Origin of the sequence: Streptomyces sp. NPDC102283 (assembly GCF_044766265.1) — a bacterium.
Lineage (GTDB): Bacteria > Actinomycetota > Actinomycetes > Streptomycetales > Streptomycetaceae > Streptomyces.
The window spans coordinates 175,645-198,735 of record NZ_JBIWLQ010000005.1 but is presented as its reverse complement, the minus strand read 5'-3'; the positions used below and the strand labels follow the sequence as shown (position 1 = coordinate 198,735).

Below are 23,091 nucleotides of genomic sequence, written 5' to 3'. Positions count from 1 at the left end.
CCCGACCCGAAGCAGGAGCCTTCCCATGACCGAAACGCCCCAGCAGGAGTACGACCCGGGCGACGTGGCCATCATCGGCATGTCGCTCCGGGCCCCCGGCGCCCGTGACAAGCAGCAGTTCTGGGACAACCTCGTGCACGGCAGGGAGTCCGTGTCGTTCCTGACCAAGGACGAGATCCTGGTCGACGAGACCTTGATCCACAGCCCGTTCTACGTACGGGCCTGCGGTGTGCTCGAAGGGTACGACCAGTTCGACCCGTCGGTGTTCGGCATCAGCGACCGGATGGCGAAGGCGATGACCCCGGAGAACCGCCTCTTCCTGGAGAGCGCGTGGGAGTCGCTGGAGGACGGCGGTTACGACCCGGAACGGGTCGATGCCGAGATAGGCATGTACGGCGCCAACAACCCGCAGACCGCGGCGCTCTACAGCTCTCCGCCGGACCGGGTCTCCGTCGGGCCCGAGGCGATCGAGGCGAGTCTGGCCTGGTCGCCGGACACCATGACGTCCAACGCGCTGTACTACCTGGGGCTCACCGGCGAGGCCGTCACCGTCGCCGCCGTCTGCGCCGGCTTCCACTACGCGGTACACCTGGCCTGCCAGTCCCTGCTGCTCGGCCAGACCGACATGGCGATCGCCGGTGGAGCGATGGTCCGTCTGCCGCACCCCCGCGGTCACCTGTGGGAGGAGAACCGCGTCCTGTCCAAGGACGGCCACTGCCGCCCGTTCGACGCCAAGGGGACCGGCACCTCGCTGTCCAGCGGTGTCGTCACGCTGCTGCTCAAGCCGCTGGACCGGGCCGTCACCGACCGCGACCACATCTACGCCGTGGTCAAGGGCACGGCCATCAACAACAACGGCGTCAGTGCGATGGCCTACGGTCTGGCGCAGCCCGAGCGGCTGAGCGCGTGCATCGCCAACGCGATGGAGGTCGGCGGCGTCTCACCGGACAGCGTCTCCCTGTACGAGGCCAACGGCCTCGGCATGGTGATGACCGACGAACTCGAAGTCCACGCGGCGAGCATGGCGTTCGGCAAGCAGACCGGCACCACCTCGATCGGCGGGGTCAAGGGCAACGTGGGCCACGGCGGTGTGGTGTCGGGCGGCTTCGGCGCGATGAAGGCCGTCATGTCGCTCTACCACAAGAAGCTCGCGGCGACGATCAACCTGACGGAGGTCAACGAGGACCTCGACCTCCCCAGCACCCCGTTCGTGCCGCAGGTGGAGTCGGCGGACTGGGAGCCGGAGTCGGGCGTGCGCCGCGCGGGCATCACCTCGATCGGCGGCGGCGGCTACAACGCGCACCTGGTGCTGGAGGAGCCGCCGACCGTCACCGAGCGCGCCCCCGAGGCCGCCGGGAGGCCGCGCCTGGCCACGCTGTCCGCCCTGGACGACGCCGCGCTGGCCCGTCAGCGTACGAAGCTGAGGGACTGGCTGATCGCCGACCCCGACCTGCGTCTGGACGACATCTGCTTCAGCCTCAACGTGGGCCGCAAGGTGATGGAGCGCCGGTGGGCCGCTGTGGTCCGCAGCCGTGAGGAGCTGATCGAGGTCCTGTCCTCCGACGTCCCCCGCGGTCCGGCCGTCACGACCGGCAGCGCGCCGCAGGTGAACACGGACTCCCTCTCGCGGGGCGACAACGGGATCGTCCGGTCCGGAACGGACGTACGGGCGCTGTCCGATCTGGCCGCCGCCTGGGTGAACGGCCATCGGGTGGACTTCGGCTCCCTGCACCTCGGCGAGGCCAGCCACCGCGTGCCCCTGCCCACGTACCCCTTCCAGCCGCGCCGGTTCTGGCGCACGGACTGGTGACCCGTGGGTACACCGGCACTGGACACCCTGGACCTGGGCGATCCGAACACCTTCGCGGACCACGACCTCGACGCGTTCTGGCGCACACTGCGGGACGACGCCCCGGTGTACTGGAACCCTCCGGTCGACGGTCGCCGAGGGTTCTGGGTGCTCTCCCGCTACGCCGACATCATGGCCACCTACCGGGACGACGTGAACTTCACCTCCGAGCGCGGCAACGTGCTCGTGACGCTGCTGGAGGGCGGTGACGCCGGCGCCGGCCGGATGCTGGCCGTCACGGACGGCCGCCGGCACCACGAGCTGCGCAAGATCCTTCAACGGGTGCTCTCCCCGAGGGTGCTCGACGAGGTCGCACGGACCGTGCGGGCCAACACCCGGAAGTGGATCCGCGAGGCGGTCGAGTCCGGCGGCTGCGAGTTCGCCGAGGAGATCGCCGGCCGCATCCCGATGACCACGATCTCCAGCCTGCTCGGCGTCCCCGAACAGGACCGGGACTTCCTCCTCTCCCTGACGAAGACCGCACTGTCGACCGATGACGAGGGTGTCGACGACGTCGACTCCGAGGTGGCCCGCAACGAGATCCTGATGTACTTCATGGACATCGTCGAGGAGCGGCGGGAGGCGCCGGGCGAGGACGTGATCAGCATGCTGATCGCCAGCTCCATCGACGGGGTGCCGCTGTCCGACGAGGACGTCGTGCTCAACTGCTACAGCCTGATCATCGGCGGCGACGAGACCAGCCGCCTCACGATGATCGACTGCGTACACACCCTCGCGGGCCGGCCCGAGCAGTGGCGGCGCCTCAAGCACGGCGAGGTCGCGATCGACACCACCGTGGACGAGGTGCTGCGCTGGGCCTCCCCCACGATGCACTTCGGGCGGAGCGCCGTCAGGGAGACCGAACTGCACGGGGTACGGCTGCGCCCGGGCGAGATCGTCACGCTCTGGCACGCCTCCGGCAACCGGGACGAACAGGTCTTCGACCGGCCCGGCGAGTTCGACCTCGGCCGAACCCCCAACAAGCACCTGGCCTTCGGCTACGGCCCGCACTTCTGCATCGGCTCGTACCTGGCCAAGGTGGAGATCGCCGAACTGCTCCTGGCCCTCCGGGACTTCACCACCGGATTCGAGCTGACCGGCGAGCCGCAGCGCATCCGGTCCAACTTCCTGACCGGGTTCTCCACGATGCCGGTGCGGTTTCGTCCCGACCACTCCGGACTGGAGGACACCGGCCGATGAACGGTAGCCCCTCCCCGACCAGCGACCGCTTGGAGCGCGAGTGAACATCTACATTTCAGGACGAGGGGCATTCGCGGTGCAGGTCGCGGACGCCCTGCTGGAGGAGGGGCACCAGATCGTCGGCGCGGCCGCCCCGCGGCTCCGCCAGGGGCATTCCGACGAGAACAACACGTTGGCCTGGGACCGCCTGCGCTCCTGGGCCTACCCCAGGAGCATCCCCTGGACGGACTCGGAGGAGTTGCGTGCGACGCATGTCCCCGACGGGGTCGATGTCATCGTCGCCGCGCACTCCCACGCCTTCATCGGCCGTCGGACGCGTGCCAGGGCCGCTGTCGCCACCATCGGCTACCACCCCAGCCTGCTGCCCCTGCACCGCGGGCGGGACGCGATCCGATGGACGATCCGCGACGGTGACAAGGTCACGGGCGGCAGCGTCTACCACCTCACCGAGCGCACCGACGGCGGTCCGCTCGCCGCTCAGGAGCACCTGTTCGTCCCTCCGGGCTCGACCGCGCAGAGCCTGTGGCGCGATCATCTGGCCCCGCTCGGTGTGCGGTTGCTGCTGAGAGTGGTCACCGACCTGGCCAAGGGCAGGCTGGTCGAGGTCCCGCAGGACGAGTCGTTGGCGACCTGGGAGCCCGCGATGGGCGCGCCGCCGCTGTTCAAACCCGAACTCATCGCGCTGCCCGGAACGACGTCGGTCGACGGCAGCAGGTGGGCCATCCACGCTCAGTGACGCCCTGGGGCCGGTCGGCCGCGCGTCTCCTCAGGGCGCCGAGCCCCGTAAGCACGGGATCCCGGTCGGACGATGGCCGTCTGACCGGGATGTCGTGAACCGTTCCCGGGAGGAACCCGTGAACGGCCCCTGCCCCGCCGGGCGTTCACGAGCGCGTCCGCCCCCATCAGCCCTGCCGGATCAGCGGTACGACATCCCGAGTTCGACCTCGTCAACCTGCGCTGGACCCACGGCGATTCGGATCAAGCCACCGGCGAAGCGATACCCAACGGCCCTGCCGGCACCCCGGCGCCGGCGCCGCATGCCGTGTCACCACCGCACGGGCCTCTGGTGCCGCACGGAGCCCATGATGAAGTATCGGGACCATGGCTGAACTTGTGGATTGTGTCGACGAGCGTGACCGGGTCATCGGCGTGGTGGATCGAAGTGAGGCTGTAGCGGCTGGATTGCTGTACCGCATGTCCATGGTCCTGTGTCGGGACGAGGCGGGTCGCTATCTCGTGCACCGGCGGCCCGAGAGCAGCTCGCGCTTCCCGGGCGAGTACAGCTGGCTGGTCGCCGGTGCTGTGCATACGGGGGAGTCGTACGCGGAGGCTGCCGGCCGTGAACTCCTCGAAGAGATGGGGGTCCGGGCATCCGTACGCCCGCTGTTCAAGTTCCTGTGCCGGGGCGAGCTGAGCCCCTACTGGTTCTCCGTACACGAAGCCACCGTCGACCAGGGGTCGGTAGCCCCGCAGGCGGCCGAAGTGGCGTGGCACGGCTGGCTGTCCGGTACTGAGCTGAGGGACGCGATGACGAGCTGGAAGTTCGTGTCCGACAGCCGCGATGCCTACCGCCACTACCTGGAACTGACCATGGACGCCGCTCAGTGAGCCTGTCGGTGTGAGCTCGCCTGCACGCAGAGTCTCGAGCAGACCCAGCGCCCCATCGGCGAGGAGCCTCACGACCGCGGCCGTGCAGGCGTGGACGCTACCTACGGGCATGCCGAACCCGGCGGCCATCTCACGCCGGAAAGACGCAGCGGTCCGCGCAGGGAGTTCGGGCCGATTCGCTCTTCGCGGAGATGCCCTGTGCAGCGTCAATCCGGCAGGCGGGTCGACACACCGGAGCATCCGGGCCATGAAGGCGTCAGCGTCGGTTCCGGGCCGGTGATGGGCATAGCCCGCCAGGACCACCGCCCAACGATCTCCCTCGACGGCGGCGAGCGCGCCTGCCTCGGTCAGCGTCGGGAGATAGCCGCTCGCGGGACCGGGGCTGGAGTGGGCGATGACCGTACCGCCGAGTTCGCTGCCGCGCTCGAAGGCGGCCGTGGCACAGCCCAGATCGATGTGCATACGGTCGGTCGCCGGACCCTCCCAGCCGTGCTGGGCCAACCAGGCGCCCAGTCGGCTCGACCGGCCCATGGCGTCAACGACGAGCCCTGCGTCGATCACTTCGCTGCACGTACCGTCAGGAGCCGCCGTGACCACGCCGGCCACCCGGCCACATCGAAGACGAGCCCCCGGGCTTGCAGGCGGAGGATACGGACGTTCTTGAGGCTCGTGACCCGGCGGCGCAGGTGTCTCCAGGAACGGTCGCGTGACCCCGAGCATGCGTGCACCGCCCACGGGAGCCTTGAGTCGGCCATCCACGGAGAACCGCACGTCGTCGCCCTCGCCGAGCGGCGCCCCACCATCGACCAGCTTCCTGAGTGATCGCCGGGAACCAGGCCTCCAGCTGTGCGAGCCCATGGCCAGCAGGGCATGTAACCGCTGGCGCTGGGGCGCCCGGCTACCGAACCGGGCTTCCCCGAGCGGCATCCGCGTCGCACCAAGCCCGAAAACCACGAAATCCCGCCCAGTTGAAGTAACTGGACGGGATCTCGCAAACCCTTCACGAGATAACTCGCGAACGGCCCTTGTCTTGTGGACCTGTGGGGATTTGAACCCCAGACCCCCTCGATGCGAACGAGGTGCGCTACCAGACTGCGCCACAGGCCCTTGCGACGTGTGAAACTCTAGCACCCCTACAGGGGTGCTCGGAAATCCGTTCCTCCGCTGGTCAGCGGCGTCGGGATTTCCGGGCTCCGCCCGCCGCCTCACTCGTTGGCGGCGCGCGGCCGGTCCTCGTCGTCGTACTGGTCGAAGAGCGGGGTCCGACCCCGGTCGCGGTGGCGGCGGGACTGGTTCGTGCGCTGGCGCGGGGCCGGGTCGACCGCCGGGGTGGCGGGGTGCGAGGTGCCCGTCTGGGTGGGCTCGGCCGTGCTGGAGCGGGCCGCACTCCACGTCTCCGGGTCGCCGACCTCCACGCCGCCCGTGGCCCGGGGGGCGACGGGCGCGGTGACGTAGGTGGGCAGCGGTACGGGAACGGGCTCCCAGCTGTCGCCCTGGACACGACCGCGCTCGCGCTGCTGGTCCACCCACTCCGCGTGGTCCGTCTGCTCGACGAGGGCGCGGCGGCCGGCCTCCTGGGGGGAGACCGTGGGCGTGGGCTCCGGCTCCGGGTGGTGCGTTTCGGAGTCGTCGTCGGGCTCGGCGGGTGCGGGGGCCGCGGGCTGGTGCCTGCGGGGGCGGTTCTCGCGCAGCCGCTGTGCCGCGACCTCGGCGCGGCGGCGGTCCATGGTGAAGGCGAACCGCCGGCGTTCCTGGGCGCGCAGATGCACGATGTACGTGCTCAGCAGCACGGCAGGCACCGCGGGCGCCCACAGGAAGCCGAGGCCGCCGACCGCCGCGACGACCGCTCCGAGCGTGAAGGCCAGGAAGAGGACGACGGTGGTCCGCCTGCGCCGCGCCAGGACCTGGGAGCGCTGGGCGCGCCGGGCCCGCTCGGCGTCGGCCGCGCCGGAGCCGAGACGGCGACGGGCGTGAGGGAGGTGTTCCGCGGGACGCTCGCCGGACCGGCGTTCGTGCGTCTGACGCTCCGGGGGCTGATGCCCCGCCCGCCGGTCGTGCGGCTGCCGGTCGTGCGCCGGGCGGTCGGGGGGCTGGTGTTCCGGGGCGCGCTCGGGCGTGTGCGCCGGATCGGCCAGCCTGGCTTCGGTGTGCGCCGGAGGCGCGGCGAAGGCCCGGACGTCCACGGATTCCATACGGTCCGTTTCCCGGTCCGGGTCGACGTCGGGCGCCGCCTCCTCGGCGGTGCGCTCACGCAGCTCCTTGGCGTACCGGCGCTCCATCGCCGCCCGTCCGGACAGCAGCCGGATGGCGGTGCTGAAGCGTTCCGTCGGACGGGCTTCGTTGAGCTCGTCCTGCCTGCGGAGCCACATCGGCACCAAGTAGGCGGCCCAGGCCCCGACGATGACTGCGTAGATGAGGCCGCTGCTGCTCACGCTCACACCGTAGAGGGGTTTGCACGGAAGGATCCGCCAATTGGCCCGGTGTGTCGCACGATCCGGCTGATATCACGGACTTTTTTTGTGATTGTTCGGGTCAACAGACGCCGATAGCCCGACTCCATGCGGTCATCCGGCGATCAAATTCGAACACTTATCTTATTTCGCCGGACGGCTCGGGGCCCCGCGGCGGCGCGGGGCGCGACCGGCGCCAGCGCCGGAGCATCCCCTCGGGCACTTCCTCGGCGGTGAGGGCGAAGATCAGATGGTCGCGCCAGGCGCCGTCGATGTGCAGATAGCGCGGGCGCACGCCCTCCGAGCGGAATCCGAGTTTCTCCACCACCCTGCGGCTGGGCGCGTTCTCGGGGCGAATGCAGACCTCGATGCGGTGCAGGCCCACGGCGCGGAAGCAGTGGTCCACGGCGAGCGCCACGGACGTCGGCATGACCCCGCGCCCGGCGACGCTCCGGTCGACCCAGTAACCGATGTGACCGGAGCACATCGAGCCCCAGGTGATCCCCGCGACCGTGAGCTGACCGACCAGCCGGCCCTCGTACTCGATGGCGAACGGCAGCATCCGCCCCGCGTTCGCCTCCGCGCGCAGGTGGCGGACCATCTGCCGGTACGTGGGCCGCTGCGCCATCGGGCCGCCCGGGGCGGGAGGCGGGACGGTCGCCTCCCAGGGACGCAGCCAGTCGCGGTTGCGCCGGTTGACCTCGCGCCACATCCGCTGGTCACGCATCTTTATCGGGCGCAGAACGATCTCGCCGTCGGTCAGCGTCACCGGCCAGGTAGCGATGTTCAGCTCGGGCTCCCCGGTCGGGGGTGGTCGCCGCCGCGGAGCTGGTCGACGGCGTGCACCAGGAGGCGGCCGAGGACCGCGAGCCCGTCCTTCACCCCGCCGGTGGAGCCGGGGAGGTTGACGATCAGGGTGCGGGAGGCGACGCCCGCGAGGCCCCGGGAGAGAGCGGCGGTCGGGACCTTGGCGAGGCCCTCGGCCCGGATCGCCTCCGGGATGCCGGGGATCTCGTGGTCGAGGACGCGACGGGTGGCCTCGGGTGTGGCGTCGGTGGGCGAGATGCCCGTACCGCCGGTGGTGACGATCACGTCGTACCCGGCGGCGACGCCCGCGCGCAGGGCCGCCTCGACCGGGTCACCGTCCGGAACGACCTGCGGGCCGTCGACCGTGAAGCCGAGGCCGCTCAGCGCTTCGGCGATCAGCGGGCCGCCCCTGTCCGCGTACACCCCGGCGGAAGCCCGGTTGGAGGCGGTGACGACGAGCGCGGTGTACGGGGAGGGGAGTCCGGCGCCGGTGGGCTCGGCCGCCGTCTGCTCGTGGCCGGGCGCGCCCGCCCCGGGCGCCCGCCGCTCGTGGCCGGGGGCTGTGGGCCCGGGCGGCGTCACCTGTCCGTTCCCTCCGGCGCGGTGCGCCGGTAGTCGCCGGACTTGCCGCCCGACTTCGCCTCGACCCGTACGTCGGTGATGACCGCGCTCTTGTCGACGGCCTTGACCATGTCGATCACCGTGAGCGCCGCCACCGAGACCGCGGTCAGGGCCTCCATCTCGACGCCCGTGCGGTCCGTCGTCTTCACGGTGGCCGTGATCTCCACCGCGTCGTCGGCCACGCTCAGGTCGACCTTCACGCCGGAGACGGCCAGCGGATGGCAGAGCGGGATCAGGTCCGGGGTGCGCTTGGCCCCCATGATCCCGGCGATCCGGGCGGTGGCGAGGGCGTCGCCCTTGGGGACTCCCTCACCGCGCAGCAGCTCGATCACGCGCGGCGAGACGAGCACCCGGCCGGCGGCGCGGGCGACGCGGGTGGTGACGTCCTTCTCCGACACGTCGACCATGCGGGCCGCGCCCGCCTCGTCGATGTGCGTCAGCCTGTTCTGCGTACTCAACTCACTCCGCCTAGCGGTAGGGGCGCCGGTGGACCTCGGGGAACCGGAGGGGGTCCCCCGGAAGGCACGGCGGCAGATACCGTACCGCCACCGGGCGGCGGTCAGCCGAGCAGGATCACGTCCGTCTCCGTGCCGGGCTCGACCGAGGTGACGTCCTCGGCCACCACGATCAGCGCGTCCGCCTGGGCGAGGGCGGCGATCAGATGCGATCCGGAACCGCCGACCGGGGTGACCGTGCCCGCCTCCGCGTCGTAGCGGCCGCGCAGGAACTGGCGGCGGCCGTCCGGCGACGTGAGCGCCTTGTCGGCGCTCAGCCGGGCGCGCGCCGTGGGGCGGTGCACGTCGGTGAGGCCCATCAGGGCACGGATGGCGGGGCGGACGAACAACTCGAAGGAGACGTAGGCGGAGACCGGGTTGCCCGGCAGGGCCAGCAGCGGGGTGTGGTCCGGGCCGATCGAGCCGAAGCCCTGCGGCTTGCCGGGCTGCATGGCGAGCTTGCGGAACTCGACCCCGCCGCCGTCCTCGTCCTCGTCCCCGACGGAGGACAGAGCTTCCTTGACCACGTCGTACGCGCCGACGCTGACACCGCCCGTGGTGACGACGATGTCCGCGCGGATCAGCTGGTCCTCGATCGTGGCGCGCAGCGTCTCGGCGTCGTCGGTCACCGCGCCGACCCGGTAGGCGATGGCTCCGGCGTCCCGGGCGGCGGCCGTCAGCGCGAAGCTGTTGGAGTCGTAGATCTGGCCGCCGGTCAGCTGCTCGCCGGGCTGGACCAGTTCGCTGCCGGTGGACAGGACGACCACGCGGGGACGGGGCCGTACGACCACGGTGGCACAGCCGATCGCCGCGAGCAGCCCGATCTGCGGCGGGCCGACGACCGACCCGGCGGCCAGGGCCAGGTGGCCCGGCTCGACGTCGCTGCCGCGCTCGCGCACATGGGCGCCGGCCACGACGGGCCGGTGCACCCTGACCTCGCCGGCGGCGTCCTCGGGCGCGTCGCTGTGGGCGCGCATGGCGGCGGCCGGGCCCTCGCCCGTACCGCCGTCGGTCCACTCGACCGGAACCACGGCCTCCGCACCGGCGGGCAGCGGCGCGCCCGTCATGATGCGGGCGGCCTGTCCCGGCCCCACGACCTGGTCGTCGGCGAGCCCCGCGCTGCCCGCGGCGACGTCGCCGATGACGGTGAGGACCGCGGGGAACTCCTCGCTCGCGCCCTCGACATCGGCGATCCGGACCGCGTAACCGTCCATGGAGCTGTTGTCGAACGGCGGCAGGGCCACCTCCACCACGACGTCCTTGACGAGGACACAGCCCTGGGCGTCCGGCAGCTGCAGCTCGATGGGCTCCAGCGGCCTCACCGCGGCGAGGATGTCGTCCAGGTGCTCGTCCACCGACCAGATCGTGCTGCTCACGGGGTTACATCTCCTCAGCGACGTACTTGCGCAGCCAGGTCCGGAAGTCCGGCCCCAGGTCTTCACGTTCGCACGCCAGTCTGACAATGGCGCGCAGGTAGTCGCTGCGGTCGCCGGTGTCATAGCGGCGGCCCTTGAAGACGACGCCGTGCACGGGGCCGCCGATCTTCTCGTCCGCGGCGAGCAGCTGGAGCGCGTCGGTGAGCTGGATCTCGCCGCCTCGGCCCGGCTCGGTGTGTCGCAGTATGTCGAAGACCGCGGGGTCCAGGACGTACCGGCCGATGATGGCGAGGTTGCTGGGGGCGTCGGCCGGGTCCGGCTTCTCGACCAGGTCGGTGATGCGGACGACGTCGCCGTCGACGGTGGCGTCCGCGGCGGCGCAGCCGTAGAGGTGGACCTGCGAGGGGTCGACCTCCATCAGCGCGATGACGCTGCCGCCCTCACGCTCCTGGACCTCGACCATCCGGGCCAGCAGTGCGTCGCGCGGGTCGATCAGATCGTCGCCGAGGAGGACCGCGAAAGGCTGGTCGCCGACGTGCGGGGCGGCGCACAGCACGGCGTGGCCGAGGCCGCGGGGGTCGCCCTGTCGCACGTAGTGCATGGTGGCCAGGTCGCTGGACTCCTGGACCTTGGCGAGGCGTTCGGCGTCGCCCTTGCGGGTGAGCGCGGACTCCAGCTCGTAGTTGCGGTCGAAGTGGTCCTCGAGGGGACGCTTGTTGCGGCCGGTGATCATCAGCACGTCGGAGAGGCCCGCTGCCACGGCTTCTTCGACGACATACTGGATGGCGGGCTTGTCGACGACAGGCAGCATCTCTTTGGGAGTGGCCTTCGTGGCGGGCAGGAACCGGGTGCCGAGACCTGCTGCCGGGATGACGGCCTTGCTGATCCTGGGGTGCGACTGAGTCATGTGCAGACCTTAACGGCTGGACACGGCCGGAAGCTGATATTCCGGTTAACTTCGTCCTTAAATATGCCCATAAGAGAATCGTGCGAGTCACCATTGAACACCGACAAGTCCGGAAAGCCGTCCGCGAAGAGCTCCCTGCGGCGCGAACTTCTCGCCGCGCGGGCCCTCCTGACGAAGGAGGACGCCGCCCGGAGCGCCGCGGTTCTTGCCGGGGCTGCCCTGCGCCTGCCCGAACTGGCCGACGCCCGTACGGTCGCCGCGTACGTCTCCGTGGGGCGCGAACCGGGCACCCGCGCCCTCCTGGAAGCGCTGCGCGGGCGCGGCGTCCGGGTGCTGCTGCCGGTCCTCCTGGCCGACAACGACCTGGACTGGGCGGCCTACGAGGGCCCGGAGCACCTGCTCCCCGCCGGTCGGGGACTCCTTGAGCCGAAGGGCGCGCGCCTGGGCCCCGCCGCCGTCCTGGAAGCCGACGCGGTGCTGCTTCCCGGCCTCGCGGTGGACGGGGCCGGGATGCGGCTGGGGCGCGGCGGCGGCAGCTACGACCGGGTGCTGGCCCGGCTGACGGCCGCCGGGGCGCGTCCCTCGCTCGTCGTGCTCCTGTACGACGACGAAGTGGTCGCGCGGGTCCCCTCGGAACCGCACGACCACCCCGTGGACGCCGTGGTCACGCCGGCCGGAGCGCGGCGCTTCGTGAACCCTCGATAGCCCTACGGTTTCAGCGTCAGCGTGTCGACGGTGGACGCGTCGACCGCGCCCTTCCCGAAGGACCAGTCGAGCAGTTCACCGTCGACCCACTTGTCGGTCTGGTCGGTGTAGTGCGCGTTGAACGCGTGCCCGGAGGCACCGCTGAGGTTGATCCAGCGGGACTTGTCCCAGTCCCCCACGTTGACGACCATCCGCATCGACGGCACCCAGACGACCTCGTAGCCGCTCGCCGCGTTCCAGCCGGTGGCGTTGACCGCCGCCTCGCCGCCGCCGAGGTTCCAGGGGCCGCGGTTGAGCGCGCGCTGGAGCAGGCCGGGGCCCTCGGTGCCGAGCGTCTGGTTCTTCAGCGTCAGCCGGTGCAGGCGGCCCCAGCTCCAGGTGGAGATGTTCTTGCCGAGCTTGGACGTCAGCTCCCAGCGGGCGTCCTCCATCGCCCGGGCGAACAGGTCGTCCCGGCTCTCCAGGGCGTCCTCGCGGCCCCGGGCGGGCGCCTTCCACCACTCGTTGTCCTGGTCGTCCACGATGTCGCGGACCACCTGGAACCAGCGGTCGCCGCCGTCCGGCTGCGCGGTGTCGCCGTCACGCTGGCCGCACTCGCGGACGAGCTTCCTCTGCTGGTCGGCCGGGCCGCTGTTCTTGACCGGCGGCACGTTGATGCAGTCGCCCTCGACCCGCATCTCCTTGGGCAGCTTGTTGCCGAAGGCGAGCTTCAGGATGTTGCGCCAGACGCCGTTGAAGTACGCGGCGGCGGCAGAGTCGGGTTCCTGGGTGTAGTCCCAGCCCTCCAGCAGCTTCTGGGCCTCGCGGACGCTCGGGTCGGAGATGTTGATCTTCTTCAGCTCGGGCACCAGCAGCGCGGCGATCTCGCTGAAGTTGTCCATCTGCATCTTCTGCATGTCATCGGTCGAGACCTTCTCGCCGCCCTTGATCTTCTGGGTCAGGAGGTCGTTGATCCGCTGACTGCGTGCTCCGTAGCCCCAGTCCTTGGTCAGGAGGTGGGGGTACTTCTCCTCGTCGATGACGGCCTGGTTGGCGGTGACGATGAAGCCGCGGTCCGGGTTGTACTCGTAGGGCAGTTCCTCGAAGGGGATGTAGCCCTTCCACGCGTACTTCGGGTCCCAGCCCGGGGCCGGGGCCGTGCCGTCGTAACCCTCGGAGCGGACCGGGATCTTGCCGGGGGCCTGGTAGCCGATGTTGCCCTCGGTGTCGGCGTAGATGAGGTTCTGCGAGGGGACCTCGAAGTTCTCGGCGGCCTTCCGGAAGGTGGTGAAGTCCTTGGCCCGGTTGAGCGCGAACACGGCGTCCATGGACTTGCCGGGCTCCAGCGCGGTCCACTTCAGCGCCACCGCGTAGCCGTCGGCCCGGTCAGGTGCGGAGGCGCCGACGGGTGCCTTCTGGCCGACCTTGTCCAGTTCCTTGCTTCGGTCGGAGACCAGGGGCCCGTTGTTCGTCTCACGGACGGTGATCTTCCGGTCCCTGCCGCCGGCGACCTTGATGGTCTCCTCGCGGGTCTTGAACGACTTGGTCCGGCCGTCGTACAGATAGCCGTCGCCGGAGACCTTCTCCAGGAAGAGGTCGGTGACGTCGGCGCCCAGGTTGGTCAGGCCCCAGGCGATGTCCTGGTTGTGACCGATGATCACACCGGGCATGCCGGAGAACGTGTAGCCGGCCGTGTCGTACTGGCAGGTCTTGGAGAGCTCCCGGCAGTGCAGGCCCATCTGATACCAGAGGGAGGGCAGCATCGGCGCGAGGTGCGGGTCGTTCGCGAGCAGCGCCTTGCCGGACGTCGTGTGCTTGCCGTCGACGACCCAGGAGTTCGAGCCGATGCCGTTGCCGTTGGGGCCGAGCAGCGCCGGGATCTCGTCGAGGGTGTCCGAGAGGGCGGCCATCTGGGTGTCGAGGCCCTCGGTGGCGCCCTCGGGGGTCGCGGAGCCGATGGTGTCCGACGGGATCGCCTCGGGGTCGAACTTCCCGGTGACCGGGGAGATCGCGCCGTTCTCGACGATCGGCTTGTTCTGCTTGTACGGGTACCCGGGGTACAGGTCCTCGATCTGGTCCTTGTCGAGGCGGCTGGTCAGCAGCGAACGGTCGATCTCGTCCTGCATGTTGCCGCGCAGGTCCCAGGCCATCGCCTTCAGCCACGCCACCGAGTCGACCGGGGTCCACTCGCCGGGCTTGTAGTCGTTGGTCAGCCCCAGAGCCGCGTACTCGACCGAGATGTCCCGGCCGTCCTTGCCCTTCAGATACGCGTTGACGCCCTCCGCGTACGACTGGAGGTTCTTCTTGGTGCCCTCGTCCAGGACCTCGTCGTACTCCTTCTGCGCCACCTTCCGCCAGCCGAGCGTCCGCAGGAAGGAATCGGTCTCCACCTGTCCGGAACCGAACATCTCGGAGAGCCGGCCGGACGTCATGTGCCGCCGGACGTCCATCTCCCAGAAGCGGTCCTGGGCCTGGACGAAGCCCTGGGCGCGGAAGAGGTCGGCGTCGGAGTCCGCGTAGATCTGCGGGATTCCGTAGGAGTCACGTTTGACCTCGACGTCGCCGGAAAGGCCGTCGAGAGTCATCGACCCGGTGGTCTGCGGGTACGAGGCCCGCACGGTGGACACGGACCAGTACGCCCCGTATCCGACACCCGCGACGAGCGCCAGCACCAGGACGAGCACGAGCAGGCGGGCGCGTCGCCCCTTCTTCCTGCCGGGCTTCTTCGCGTCGGAAGGGCCGGAAGAGGCGGTTGTGTTGGCGGGCATCGCTGTCCTTCGAGGGGCAGGGTGGTCCTGGGAGTGCAGGAGCAACCATAGGCGCAGCGGAGAAGCCACTCGGACGCGGTATGGGGATGCATCCATTTGCGTCTTCCTCGTACGAACACTCGAACCCGTCAAGGAATCGTTAACGATTAGGTAAGGTAACGAAGTAACTGGCTGCCGGAGGACGATCCGGCAGGCGCACGCAGGGAAGGAACGGCCCTGACTGTCCACGCGCTCAACGAACTCCTGCTCGTCTGCTCGCTCGTCCTGCTCGTCGCCGTGGCGGCGGTACGGATCTCCTCGCGCAGCGGGCTCCCCAGCCTGCTCCTGTATCTCGGCATCGGGATCGCCCTGGGGCAGGACGGCATCTTCGACGTGAAGTTCGACAACGCCGAGCTGACGCAGGTGTTCGGCTATGCCGCCCTGGTCGTCATCCTGGCCGAGGGCGGACTCGGAGCGAAGTGGAAAGAGGTCAAACCCGTCCTGCCCGCGGCCGCGGTGATCTCGACCGTCGGCGTCGCCATCAGCGTGGGCATCACCGCGGCCGCCGCGCACTATCTGGTCGGCCTCGACTGGCGCCAGGCCCTCATCATCGGCGCGGTCGTCTCCTCGACCGACGCGGCCGCCGTCTTCTCCGTGCTGCGCAGAGTGCCTCTGCCGCCCCGGATCACCGGAGTCCTGGAGGCCGAGTCGGGCTTCAACGACGCCCCCGTCGTCATCATGGTCGTCGCGTTCTCCGCGGTCGGCCCGGTCGAGCACTGGTACATCCTGGTCGCGGAGATCGCCATGGAGCTGGCCATCGGCGCAGCCATCGGCATCGCGGTGGGCTGGCTGGGGTCCCTGGGGCTGCGGCACGTGGCGCTGCCCGCCTCCGGCCTCTACCCGATCGCCGTGATGGCCATCGCCGTCTCCGCCTACGCGGCGGGCGCCATGGCCCACGGCAGCGGGTTCCTCGCCGTCTACCTGGCCGCGATGATCCTCGGCAACTCCAAGCTGCCGCACTGGCCCGCCACCCGGGGCTTCGCCGACGGGCTCGGCTGGCTGGCCCAGATCGGCATGTTCGTGCTGCTCGGCCTGCTGGTCACCCCGCACGACCTGGTCGACGACTTCTGGCCCGCCATCGTCGTGGGCCTGGTGCTGACCATGGTGGCGCGACCGCTGTCGGTCTTCCTGAGCCTCGCGCCGTTCCGGCTGCCGGCCCGCGAGAAGGTCCTGATGTCCTGGGCCGGGCTGCGCGGAGCGGTGCCCATCGTCCTGGCGACCATTCCGATGGTGTCCGGGGTGGAGGGCAGTACGAGAATCTTCAACATCGTGTTCGTCCTGGTCATCGTCTACACCCTGATCCAGGGCCCGACGCTGCCCTGGGTCGCGAACAAGCTGAACATCGCCGACGATCCCGCCGAGGCCGCCGACCTGGGCATCGAGTCGGCCCCGCTGGAGCGGCTGCGCGGCCACCTGCTGTCGGTCGCCATCCCCACGAAGTCCAGGATGCACGGCGTCGAGGTCGGCGAGCTCCGGCTCCCGGCCGGCGCCGCGGTCACGCTGGTGGTCCGCGAGGGCAAGAGCTTCGTGCCGTCCCCGGCGACCGTGCTGCGGCGCGGGGACGAACTGCTGGTGGTGGCCACCGATCCGGTACGCGACCGGGCGGAGGAACGGCTGCGGGCGGTCGGCGAGGGCGGCAAACTGGCCGGCTGGCTGAGCACGGGCAGGTCTCCCGCTTCCGACGCGTCCGGCACGGCGGGACCTCACGGCGCCTCGGCCATCCCGCAGGCGATGAAGCTGGCCAAGAAGCTCGGCGGTGCCGGTGCCCGTACGAACGCCAACGGAAGTGGACATGGCCCTGGAAAGGGAAATGGACACGGCAGCGCGAACGGGAGCGGCGGCGGGACGAGGACCAGCCCCTGAGAACCTGAGAACCCCTGAGGCTCTCCGGAGCCGCGCGAGACTTCCCGGCACTCCTCCGAGGCGACGACTCAGGTGCCGGGCAGCGGACGCGTCGCAGATCACAGGCCGATACGGAAGCCCTGTGTGCAATCACAGGCATACAGGGCTTCCCGCCTGTACGATGAAGGCAAACCTGATCGACCAACTCTGCCTGAAGCAGAGCTGGCGCGACCGTATGGCGGTCGTGGTGTCTCTTCGCCCGGCGTTTCTTCGCCGATTGCAGCGAGTCGCCCGGCATCTACCGCAGTTCCGCGCGAAGAGGACAGCTCTCGGCCGCTTCCGTCCGACCAGCCCCACAAGGGCGCCGGGAAGCAGGGCCACCAGGCGGCAGAAAGGCAAGGACCGTGGCGACCACGGTCTCCGACCGCCCCGGATACGGGCAACTGCTGCGCACCCCCGGTGCGTGGACCTTCCTCCTCCCGGGCTTCGCCGCACGGCAGCCGTTCGCGATGCTCACCATCGGCATCGTCCTCCTCGTGCAGCACACGACCGGCTCGTACGGCAGCGCGGGCGCCGTCGCGGCGGTCTCCGGCGTCGCCATGGCGCTGTTCGCCCCGCAGAGCGGCAAGCTCGCCGACCGTTTCGGCCAGCGCGCGGTCCTGCTGCCCGGGGTCCTTCTCCACACCGTCTCCGTGAGCGCGCTGACCGTGCTGGCGCTGGCGGACGCGCCCCTGTGGGCGCTGTTCGTCGCCGCTGTGCCGACCGGCGCCTCGATCCCGCAGATCGGCCCCATGGTGCGGGCCCGCTGGGCGGCGATGCTGGGGGCGACCCCCGACCGGCCCGCATCTCCGCTGATGTCCACCGCGGCCGCTTTCGAGTCGGTGACGGACGAGTTCACGTTCGTCCTCGGCCCGGTGATCGCCACCGCGCTGTGCACCGGCGTGCACCCGGCGGCCGGACTGATCACGGAAGCCGCCCTGACCCTGATCGGCGGCCTGTTCTTCGCCGCGCAGCGCGCCACCCAGCCCGCCCCTCGCGACGCGGCCACCGCGGCCGAACCGCACGCCTCGGCGCTCTCCGTACCGGGTGTGCGCGTGCTGGCCGTCACCTTCCTGGGCATCGGCGCCGTCTTCGGCGGCATGCAGGTCTCACTCACCGCGTTCTCCGAGGAGATCGGCCACCCCGGGGTGAACGGTGTCCTCTACGGGATCTTCGCGGCGGGCAACATGCTGGCGGGCATCGCCTGCGGCGCCATCGCCTGGAAGAGCAGCCCGCGCCGCCGGCTGATCGTCGGCTACGTGGCGCTGACCCTGACCGCGTCCGGCCTGTGGGCCGTGCACTCGGTGCCGCTGCTGGCCGGGCTCGGCCTGCTGGTCGGCCTCTGCATCGCTCCGGCGCTGATCAGCGGCTACACCCTGGTCGACGCGCTGGTGCCGGCCACCGCCCGCACCGAGGCCTTCACCTGGCTGACGGGCGCCGTGGCGCTCGGACAGGCGGCGGCCGTGACCGTGGCGGGGCAACTCGCCGACACCCATGGCGCGAGCACCGGCTTCCTGGTGCCCCTGGCCGGAACCACGCTGGCCCTGGTGACCCTGCTGGCCCTGCGTTCGCGGCTGACTCCGAAGCCCTCGGGACGCACCGTGGCACGTGGGATCGGTCACCGCGAGCCGGTCACGGTGGACTGATTCAACGGAATACGTCAGTATGGACCGTCGTTAGCACTCATTGAGTGAGAGTGCCAGGAGGAGCAAGTGCCGACCTATCAGTACCAGTGCACCGAGTGCGGCGAGGGCCTCGAGGCGGTGCAGAAGTTCACCGATGATGCCCTGACCGTGTGCCCGAGCTGCGACGGACGCCTCAAGAAGGTGTTCTCCGCGGTCGGCATCGTCTTCAAGGGTTCCGGTTTCTACCGGAACGACAGCCGCGGCTCCTCGTCGAGCAGCACGTCGGCGTCGACGGCATCGAAGTCGTCCGACTCCGCGTCGTCCTCGTCGTCGGGTTCGGACACGAAGGCGAGCGCATCGTCGTCGTCCTCTTCGTCCGCCTCCTCCTCGTCGTCGGCCTCCGCGCCGGCCTCGTCGAGCGGTACGTCGGCCGCCTGAGCCCGCGTACGCCCCACCTGCTTTTCACCGGACCCCGCCGAGGCCACTCGGCGGGGTCCGGGCGTTCGCCCCGGGAAACACTCCTTTGGATACGGTGACCGCATGGCGAACGCACTTGACGAAACGGGCTCCGGTACGGGTACGGCGGGTACCGGAAGTTCCGCGGAGATCGGTGTCATCGGCGGCTCGGGCTTCTACTCCTTCCTGGAGGACGTCACCGAGGTCTCCGTGGACACCCCTTACGGGAAGCCGAGCGACTCGGTCTTCCTCGGCGAGCTCGGCGGTCGGCGGGTGGCATTCCTGCCCCGCCACGGACGCGGCCACCACCTGCCGCCGCACCGCATCAACTACCGGGCCAACCTGTGGGCGCTGCGCTCCGTCGGGGTCCGGCAGGTGCTCGGCCCGTGCGCGGTGGGCGGGCTGCGCCCGGAGTACGGGCCGGGCACCCTGCTCGTCCCCGACCAGCTGGTGGACCGCACCAAGGCCCGTGTGCAGACCTTCTACGACGGTGAGCCCCGGGCCGACGGGACCGTGCCGAACGTCGTCCACCTGGGCTTCGCCGATCCGTACTGCCCCGAGGGGCGCAAGGCCGCGCTCGCCGCGGCCCACGGCCGCGGCTGGGAGCCGGTGGACGGCGGAACGCTGGTGGTCGTGGAGGGCCCGCGCTTCTCGACCCGTGCGGAATCGCGGTGGCACGCGGCGATGGGCTGGTCCGTCGTGGGCATGACCGGACACCCCGAGGCTGTCCTCGCCCGTGAGCTGGGCCTCTGCTACACCACGATGACCCTGGTGACCGACCTGGACGCGGGGGCCGAGGCGGGCGAGGGCGTCTCGCACGAGGAGGTCCTCCAGGTGTTCGCGGCCAACGTGGACCGGCTGCGCTCGGTGCTGTTCGACGCGGTGGCCGGGCTTCCGAAGAGCGAGAACCGCAACTGCACGTGCGCCCACGCCCTGGACGGGATCGACACGGGGATCGCCCTGCCCTGACGGGGATCGCCGCTGCTCGGGCAGGGTGGTCGTCGCCGGAGGGGGTGACGGAGTTATCCCCAACGCGAGGGCTGTCCACAGGCCTCAGCGGGATCTGCGGGAACGGTGGAAAGTGAGGGGAGTGCGACCGGATCAACCGGTCCGGACTCCCCTTTCGCTTGCCCTCGTCCGCCCGAATCCAGGTGGTGCCATGTCCACGACCGTGACCACGTCCGCTCCCACATCCACGCCTCCTCTCCCGTCTCGACCCCCTTCCCCGTCCCGATCCCCTTCCCCTTCCCCTTCCCCATCCCGGTGCCCGTCTCCGTCGCGGTCTCTGCCTCCGCCTCCGGCGTCGGTGCCCGCGCCGTGCGGGGTGGGGCCGTTCGGGCCCCTGCGCGTGCGGGGCGGCGGCGCGGACCGGCTGCGCCGGATGCTGCGCCGACAGCGGCGTGCGGCGGCCGCGGGGCTCGCGCTGGCGGGGGCCGCGCTGGCCACCACGGGCCTGAGCAGCTCCGACGGAGAGGCCGGCCCACCGGAGGTTCCACCGAGGGCCGACCGGTCGTCCGTACGGCTGGTCTCCGCGCCGGTCAGGATCGCGGACCCGGAGACGGTACGGCTGTTGCGCCCCGGGGACCGGGTCGATGTGATCGCGGTCGGTGACGCCGGCGACGAAGCGCGCGTGGTGGCACGAGGGGTGCGCGTGGCGAAGCTGCCGTACGCGGCGGCAGGACCCGGCGGTCAGGCGGCGGACTGGTCCGACGCCGGGGCGGGTGGCGTGGAAGGCGCGGACCGTGCGGGAGGGGCGGATGGCATCGGAGGAACGGGGGCCCGGGCCGGGGCGCTGGTGGTGTTGTCCGTGGAGCGGTCGACGGCCACGGCGCTGCTGGGCGCGGGCGCTTCGGGGCGGCTGGCCGTGGCGGTGTCCGATGCGAACTGACGTCTTCTCAAGTCACCCGGGAAAAGCAGCGGGTCAGCGCCGCCCTCAGCTTCCTGATCACCGCTGCCGTCGTGTATTTCCTGATGGTGGTGCCGATGGCCAGGTATCTGGCCAGGCGGGCGGCGGCGCAGGCCGCCAAGGAAGGCGTGCGGGAGACGCTGGAAGTGAGCGAGCTGGAGGTGCTGAAGGAGATCCGCGACGCCCTCGTGGCGCAGCGCTCCGGTGGCACGCCCGACTCTCACGGGCCGGACTCGGACGAGGGCCCGGGGGGAATGAGCGGAACGGGCGGGACCGGCGGGGCGACTGCCGGCCCGCGCGAGGACCGGTAGCCCTCCGGGCCCTCGCTCAGATGTGGTGGGGCGGCTTCTCGTCCAGGAAACGCGAGAGGTCCGCGGCACTACCGCCGGGGAGAGACCGCTCGCCCCACCCCTGGTCCGTATCGTCCGCGGACTGCCGGTCCAGCGGATCGTCGAAGTCCAGAACCGGCTTGGGCTTCGGTTCCTTGTGCGGCTGCTCCTGTGGCTGCTGCTGCTTCGCATCGCGCGGGCTGGGGGCGGGGGCGGCGCTCATGTCTCCAGGGTACGGCGGCTCACCACGAGGTGTGAGCCGCCGTGGAGCCGGGCGGCGGGCGTCAGCGGTCCTTCGGATCGATGAGCCACAGGCCCAGCACGACGAGGAACGACAGGCAGAGGAAGCCGGCCCCCCACCAGGCGGTGCCGGTGTTGCCCTCCATCCACTCGTCGATCAGGACCGTCAGTCCCCAGAGCTGGCCGATGACGACGGTCATGGCCAGGGTGAGCCGGGCGGTCAGCTTCGAGGAGCGCTCGGGGTCCTGGTCGGTGCCCGCTCCGGGCCCGGGACCGGTGTGCCGGACGCGGGGGTCCCCGTATCCGCTGGTGGGGCGGATCTGCGGATACCGCTCGTGGACGGGCCTGTTCAGTCCGGGGTCGGCGCTGCCGGGGTGGTACGTCGGGTAGTGGCTGCCGGGGGGCGGCAGCGGTTGCTCGGGGTGCGGGGTGTCGCTCATGCCCGCCCGCCCGGGTTCTCGGCGGTGGCGGAGGTCTCGCCGGCCCTCCGCCCCGGACCGGGTGCGGGGCCGGTGGCCCGCCGGCCGGATTCCGTTCCGCCGTCGGCCCGGGGCGCGGGCCGCTCACCGGTGTTCCGGTTGCGGGCTCGTGCACCGGCGGCCCGGGGCGGGGATTCGGCTCCGTTGCCGATGTCGGGGCAGCCGATGCGGGACGCGAGGTCGGGGCGGTCGCCGCCGAGCTGGCGGCAGAGGCCTCCCTCGATGCTCTCGCCGGAGCGGGTGGTCCCCACGGCCCAGATGCTGCCGTCGTCCAGCTCGATGACCACGACCTTGGGCAGCCCGCGCGGCGGCGGTCCCGCCGTGACCTCGCCGGACCGGGCGTCGAAGACTCCTTCGTGGCAGGGGCAGTACAGCTCGCCCTCCGTCCCCCGGTCCTTGCGCCAGAGCACGGCGCAGGCGAGGTGGGTGCAGACGGCGGAGTAGCCGACGAGGGTGCCGTCGTCGAGGCGGACGGCGACGGCCCTGTCCTCCTCGCCCGGGTAGCGGAAGGCGATCGACTCGCCGGGCTGGAGTCGCCCGGCGATGCGCTTCGCCTCGGGGGCCCCGCCCTCCTCGCCGTCGCCGTGACGGTGGAGCATGCCCGCGGCCACCCCGATGCCGCCGACGGCGAGACCGCCGGAGACGGTGGTGACGATCCGGAGGTAGTCGCGCCGGGTGGTGAGGGAGTCGGCGGCGATCCGGTCCTGGAGCGCCTCGCGCGGGTCTCCCCCGGCGGGGTGCTCGGCACCCTGCTGCTGATCGGTGACGCTCATCGGCGGACGTCCTTCCCGTTGATCTCGACGACGGGAAGCCCGCCGGGGACCGGCCACTGGACCCGTTCGGCGGGGACCACCATGGCCACGCCGGTGCGGACCTCGGTCTCGCCGAAGACGAAGGTGTCGGCGACCTGGACGCCGGGGCGCTCCGCCTGGAGCTCCTCCACGGTTCCGTAGAAGAGGGCTCCGGTCGGGCAGACGGTGGCGCACATGGGGGCGAGGCCGTAGGCGGTGCGGTCGTAGCAGAGGTTGCACTTCATCTGCAGTTTCGCCTGGAGATCGATCTTCGGTACGCCGAAGGGGCAGGCGTTGACGCAGTTGGAGCAGCCGATGCAGCGGGTGGTGTCGGCCTGCTGCACCACGCCGTCCGCGGTCACCAGGATCGCGTCGGCGGGACAGACCTCGGCGCACGGGGCGACCGGGTCCTCGCAGTGCATGCACACGGTGGGGAGGGAGGCGACGGAGTGGCCCTCGTCGGTGTAGTCGAGGTGGATCATCGATTTGCCGCGGTGGGAGTCGCATTCGCGGCAGGCGGAGACACAGGCCTGGCAGCCGATGCAGCGCCCCGGGTCGATGAAGATCGTTCTGCCCATCAT

The 23,091-nt window shown here is 70.9% G+C and carries 21 protein-coding genes, 1 tRNA gene and 1 pseudogene; 11 read left to right on the top strand and 12 right to left on the bottom strand.

The window, feature by feature from the left end; genetic code table 11:
* Nucleotides 1–25 precede the first annotated feature (25 nt).
* The 4 genes from ACIRJT_RS12415 to ACIRJT_RS12400 all read left to right on the top strand — a co-directional run bounded on the left by ACIRJT_RS12415 (nt 26) and on the right by ACIRJT_RS12400 (nt 4,657).
* Nucleotides 26–1,810: a beta-ketoacyl synthase N-terminal-like domain-containing protein gene (locus tag ACIRJT_RS12415; RefSeq protein ID WP_403907823.1), complete on the top strand. Its 1,785-nt coding sequence runs from the start codon at nt 26–28 to the stop codon at nt 1,808–1,810.
* Nucleotides 1,811–1,813: 3 nt separating this feature from the next.
* On the top strand, nt 1,814–3,049 hold the full coding sequence (locus ACIRJT_RS12410) for a cytochrome P450 (RefSeq protein WP_403907821.1): 1,236 nt from the start codon (nt 1,814–1,816) through the stop codon (nt 3,047–3,049).
* Between the two features lie 40 nt (nt 3,050–3,089).
* Nucleotides 3,090–3,785 carry a formyltransferase family protein gene (locus tag ACIRJT_RS12405; protein WP_403907819.1) on the top strand — a complete coding sequence of 232 codons (696 nt, stop codon included), beginning with the start codon at nt 3,090–3,092 and terminating at the stop codon, nt 3,783–3,785.
* Between the two features lie 365 nt (nt 3,786–4,150).
* On the top strand, nt 4,151–4,657 hold the full coding sequence (locus tag ACIRJT_RS12400) for an NUDIX hydrolase (protein WP_403907817.1): 507 nt from the start codon (nt 4,151–4,153) through the stop codon (nt 4,655–4,657).
* 1,033 nt (nt 4,658–5,690) lie between these two features.
* Here the strand turns inward: ACIRJT_RS12400 and ACIRJT_RS12395 are convergent.
* The 7 genes from ACIRJT_RS12395 to galU all read right to left on the bottom strand — a co-directional run bounded on the left by ACIRJT_RS12395 (nt 5,691) and on the right by galU (nt 11,312).
* Nucleotides 5,691–5,764, bottom strand: a tRNA-Ala gene (locus ACIRJT_RS12395).
* A 98-nt stretch (nt 5,765–5,862) separates the two neighbouring features.
* A complete protein-coding gene (gene glpR, locus ACIRJT_RS12390; protein ID WP_403907815.1) occupies nt 5,863–7,089 on the bottom strand; it encodes a gephyrin-like molybdotransferase receptor GlpR in 1,227 nt (408 codons plus the stop codon).
* Nucleotides 7,090–7,246: 157 nt separating this feature from the next.
* Complete coding sequence (locus ACIRJT_RS12385) at nt 7,247–7,876, bottom strand: GNAT family N-acetyltransferase (protein WP_403907813.1); 630 nt, start codon at nt 7,874–7,876, stop codon at nt 7,247–7,249.
* A 17-nt stretch (nt 7,877–7,893) separates the two neighbouring features.
* The gene (locus ACIRJT_RS12380) at nt 7,894–8,496 is read right to left on the bottom strand and encodes a molybdenum cofactor biosynthesis protein B (RefSeq protein WP_403907811.1); all 603 of its coding nucleotides are present in this window, start codon (nt 8,494–8,496) and stop codon (nt 7,894–7,896) included.
* The gene (gene moaC / locus ACIRJT_RS12375) at nt 8,493–8,993 is read right to left on the bottom strand and encodes a cyclic pyranopterin monophosphate synthase MoaC (protein WP_403907809.1); all 501 of its coding nucleotides are present in this window, start codon (nt 8,991–8,993) and stop codon (nt 8,493–8,495) included. The genes ACIRJT_RS12380 and moaC overlap by 4 nt, the downstream gene beginning before the upstream one ends.
* 101 nt (nt 8,994–9,094) lie before the next feature.
* Nucleotides 9,095–10,405 (bottom strand): gephyrin-like molybdotransferase Glp, encoded by a 1,311-nt coding sequence (glp, locus tag ACIRJT_RS12370; RefSeq protein ID WP_403907807.1) that lies wholly within the window; start codon nt 10,403–10,405, stop codon nt 9,095–9,097.
* A gap of 4 nt (nt 10,406–10,409) precedes the next feature.
* Nucleotides 10,410–11,312, bottom strand: coding sequence for a UTP--glucose-1-phosphate uridylyltransferase GalU (galU, locus tag ACIRJT_RS12365; RefSeq protein WP_371624005.1), 903 nt, complete (start codon nt 11,310–11,312; stop codon nt 10,410–10,412).
* 93 nt (nt 11,313–11,405) lie between these two features.
* Between galU and ACIRJT_RS12360 the strand changes: the two genes are divergently transcribed.
* Nucleotides 11,406–12,017: a 5-formyltetrahydrofolate cyclo-ligase gene (locus tag ACIRJT_RS12360; RefSeq protein WP_403907805.1), complete on the top strand. Its 612-nt coding sequence runs from the start codon at nt 11,406–11,408 to the stop codon at nt 12,015–12,017.
* A gap of 2 nt (nt 12,018–12,019) precedes the next feature.
* Here ACIRJT_RS12360 and ACIRJT_RS12355 read toward each other — a convergent pair whose 3' ends face one another.
* Nucleotides 12,020–14,764, bottom strand: coding sequence for a penicillin acylase family protein (locus ACIRJT_RS12355; protein ID WP_403907803.1), 2,745 nt, complete (start codon nt 14,762–14,764; stop codon nt 12,020–12,022).
* Nucleotides 14,765–15,040: 276 nt separating this feature from the next.
* Between ACIRJT_RS12355 and ACIRJT_RS12350 the strand changes: the two genes are divergently transcribed.
* The 6 genes and pseudogenes from ACIRJT_RS12350 to ACIRJT_RS12325 all read left to right on the top strand — a co-directional run.
* Complete coding sequence (locus ACIRJT_RS12350) at nt 15,041–16,666, top strand: potassium/proton antiporter (RefSeq protein WP_403907801.1); 1,626 nt, start codon at nt 15,041–15,043, stop codon at nt 16,664–16,666.
* 383 nt (nt 16,667–17,049) lie between these two features.
* Nucleotides 17,050–18,330, top strand: coding sequence for an MFS transporter (locus ACIRJT_RS12345; protein ID WP_403907799.1), 1,281 nt, complete (start codon nt 17,050–17,052; stop codon nt 18,328–18,330).
* 66 nt (nt 18,331–18,396) lie between these two features.
* A complete protein-coding gene (locus ACIRJT_RS12340; RefSeq protein WP_403907797.1) occupies nt 18,397–18,747 on the top strand; it encodes an FmdB family zinc ribbon protein in 351 nt (116 codons plus the stop codon).
* Nucleotides 18,748–18,849: 102 nt separating this feature from the next.
* Entirely contained in the window at nt 18,850–19,734 is an 885-nt protein-coding gene (locus ACIRJT_RS12335) for an S-methyl-5'-thioadenosine phosphorylase (RefSeq protein ID WP_403907795.1), read from the top strand.
* A gap of 355 nt (nt 19,735–20,089) precedes the next feature.
* A complete protein-coding gene (locus ACIRJT_RS12330) occupies nt 20,090–20,653 on the top strand; it encodes a hypothetical protein (RefSeq protein ID WP_403907793.1) in 564 nt (187 codons plus the stop codon).
* A gap of 32 nt (nt 20,654–20,685) precedes the next feature.
* A pseudogene (locus tag ACIRJT_RS12325) lies at nt 20,686–20,982 on the top strand (large conductance mechanosensitive channel protein MscL); the annotation flags it as partial.
* A 16-nt stretch (nt 20,983–20,998) separates the two neighbouring features.
* Here the strand turns inward: ACIRJT_RS12325 and ACIRJT_RS12320 are convergent.
* The 4 genes from ACIRJT_RS12320 to ACIRJT_RS12305 form a co-directional block, all read right to left on the bottom strand.
* Complete coding sequence (locus tag ACIRJT_RS12320; protein ID WP_403907791.1) at nt 20,999–21,223, bottom strand: hypothetical protein; 225 nt, start codon at nt 21,221–21,223, stop codon at nt 20,999–21,001.
* Nucleotides 21,224–21,284: 61 nt separating this feature from the next.
* Nucleotides 21,285–21,680 (bottom strand): hypothetical protein, encoded by a 396-nt coding sequence (locus tag ACIRJT_RS12315; protein WP_265601073.1) that lies wholly within the window; start codon nt 21,678–21,680, stop codon nt 21,285–21,287.
* Nucleotides 21,677–22,492 carry a ubiquinol-cytochrome c reductase iron-sulfur subunit gene (locus ACIRJT_RS12310; protein ID WP_403907789.1) on the bottom strand — a complete coding sequence of 272 codons (816 nt, stop codon included), beginning with the start codon at nt 22,490–22,492 and terminating at the stop codon, nt 21,677–21,679. Before ACIRJT_RS12310 ends, ACIRJT_RS12315 begins: the two co-directional genes overlap by 4 nt.
* On the bottom strand, nt 22,489–23,091 hold the full coding sequence (locus ACIRJT_RS12305; protein WP_007452552.1) for a 4Fe-4S dicluster domain-containing protein: 603 nt from the start codon (nt 23,089–23,091) through the stop codon (nt 22,489–22,491). Before ACIRJT_RS12305 ends, ACIRJT_RS12310 begins: the two co-directional genes overlap by 4 nt.

Excerpts from the sequence above, each read along its gene's own strand:
- ACIRJT_RS12400 (WP_403907817.1), top strand. The coding sequence starts at position 4,151 with ATGGCTGAACTTGTGGATTGTGTCGACGAGCGTGACCGGGTCATCGGC.
- ACIRJT_RS12355 (WP_403907803.1), bottom strand. The coding sequence starts at position 14,764 with ATGCCCGCCAACACAACCGCCTCTTCCGGCCCTTCCGACGCGAAGAAG.
- ACIRJT_RS12320 (WP_403907791.1), bottom strand. The coding sequence starts at position 21,223 with ATGAGCGCCGCCCCCGCCCCCAGCCCGCGCGATGCGAAGCAGCAGCAG.
- ACIRJT_RS12335 (WP_403907795.1), top strand. The coding sequence starts at position 18,850 with ATGGCGAACGCACTTGACGAAACGGGCTCCGGTACGGGTACGGCGGGT.
- ACIRJT_RS12305 (WP_007452552.1), bottom strand. The coding sequence starts at position 23,091 with ATGATGGGCAGAACGATCTTCATCGACCCGGGGCGCTGCATCGGCTGC.
- ACIRJT_RS12310 (WP_403907789.1), bottom strand. The coding sequence starts at position 22,492 with ATGAGCGTCACCGATCAGCAGCAGGGTGCCGAGCACCCCGCCGGGGGA.
- ACIRJT_RS12415 (WP_403907823.1), top strand. The coding sequence starts at position 26 with ATGACCGAAACGCCCCAGCAGGAGTACGACCCGGGCGACGTGGCCATC.
- galU (WP_371624005.1), bottom strand. The coding sequence starts at position 11,312 with ATGACTCAGTCGCACCCCAGGATCAGCAAGGCCGTCATCCCGGCAGCA.
- ACIRJT_RS12315 (WP_265601073.1), bottom strand. The coding sequence starts at position 21,680 with ATGAGCGACACCCCGCACCCCGAGCAACCGCTGCCGCCCCCCGGCAGC.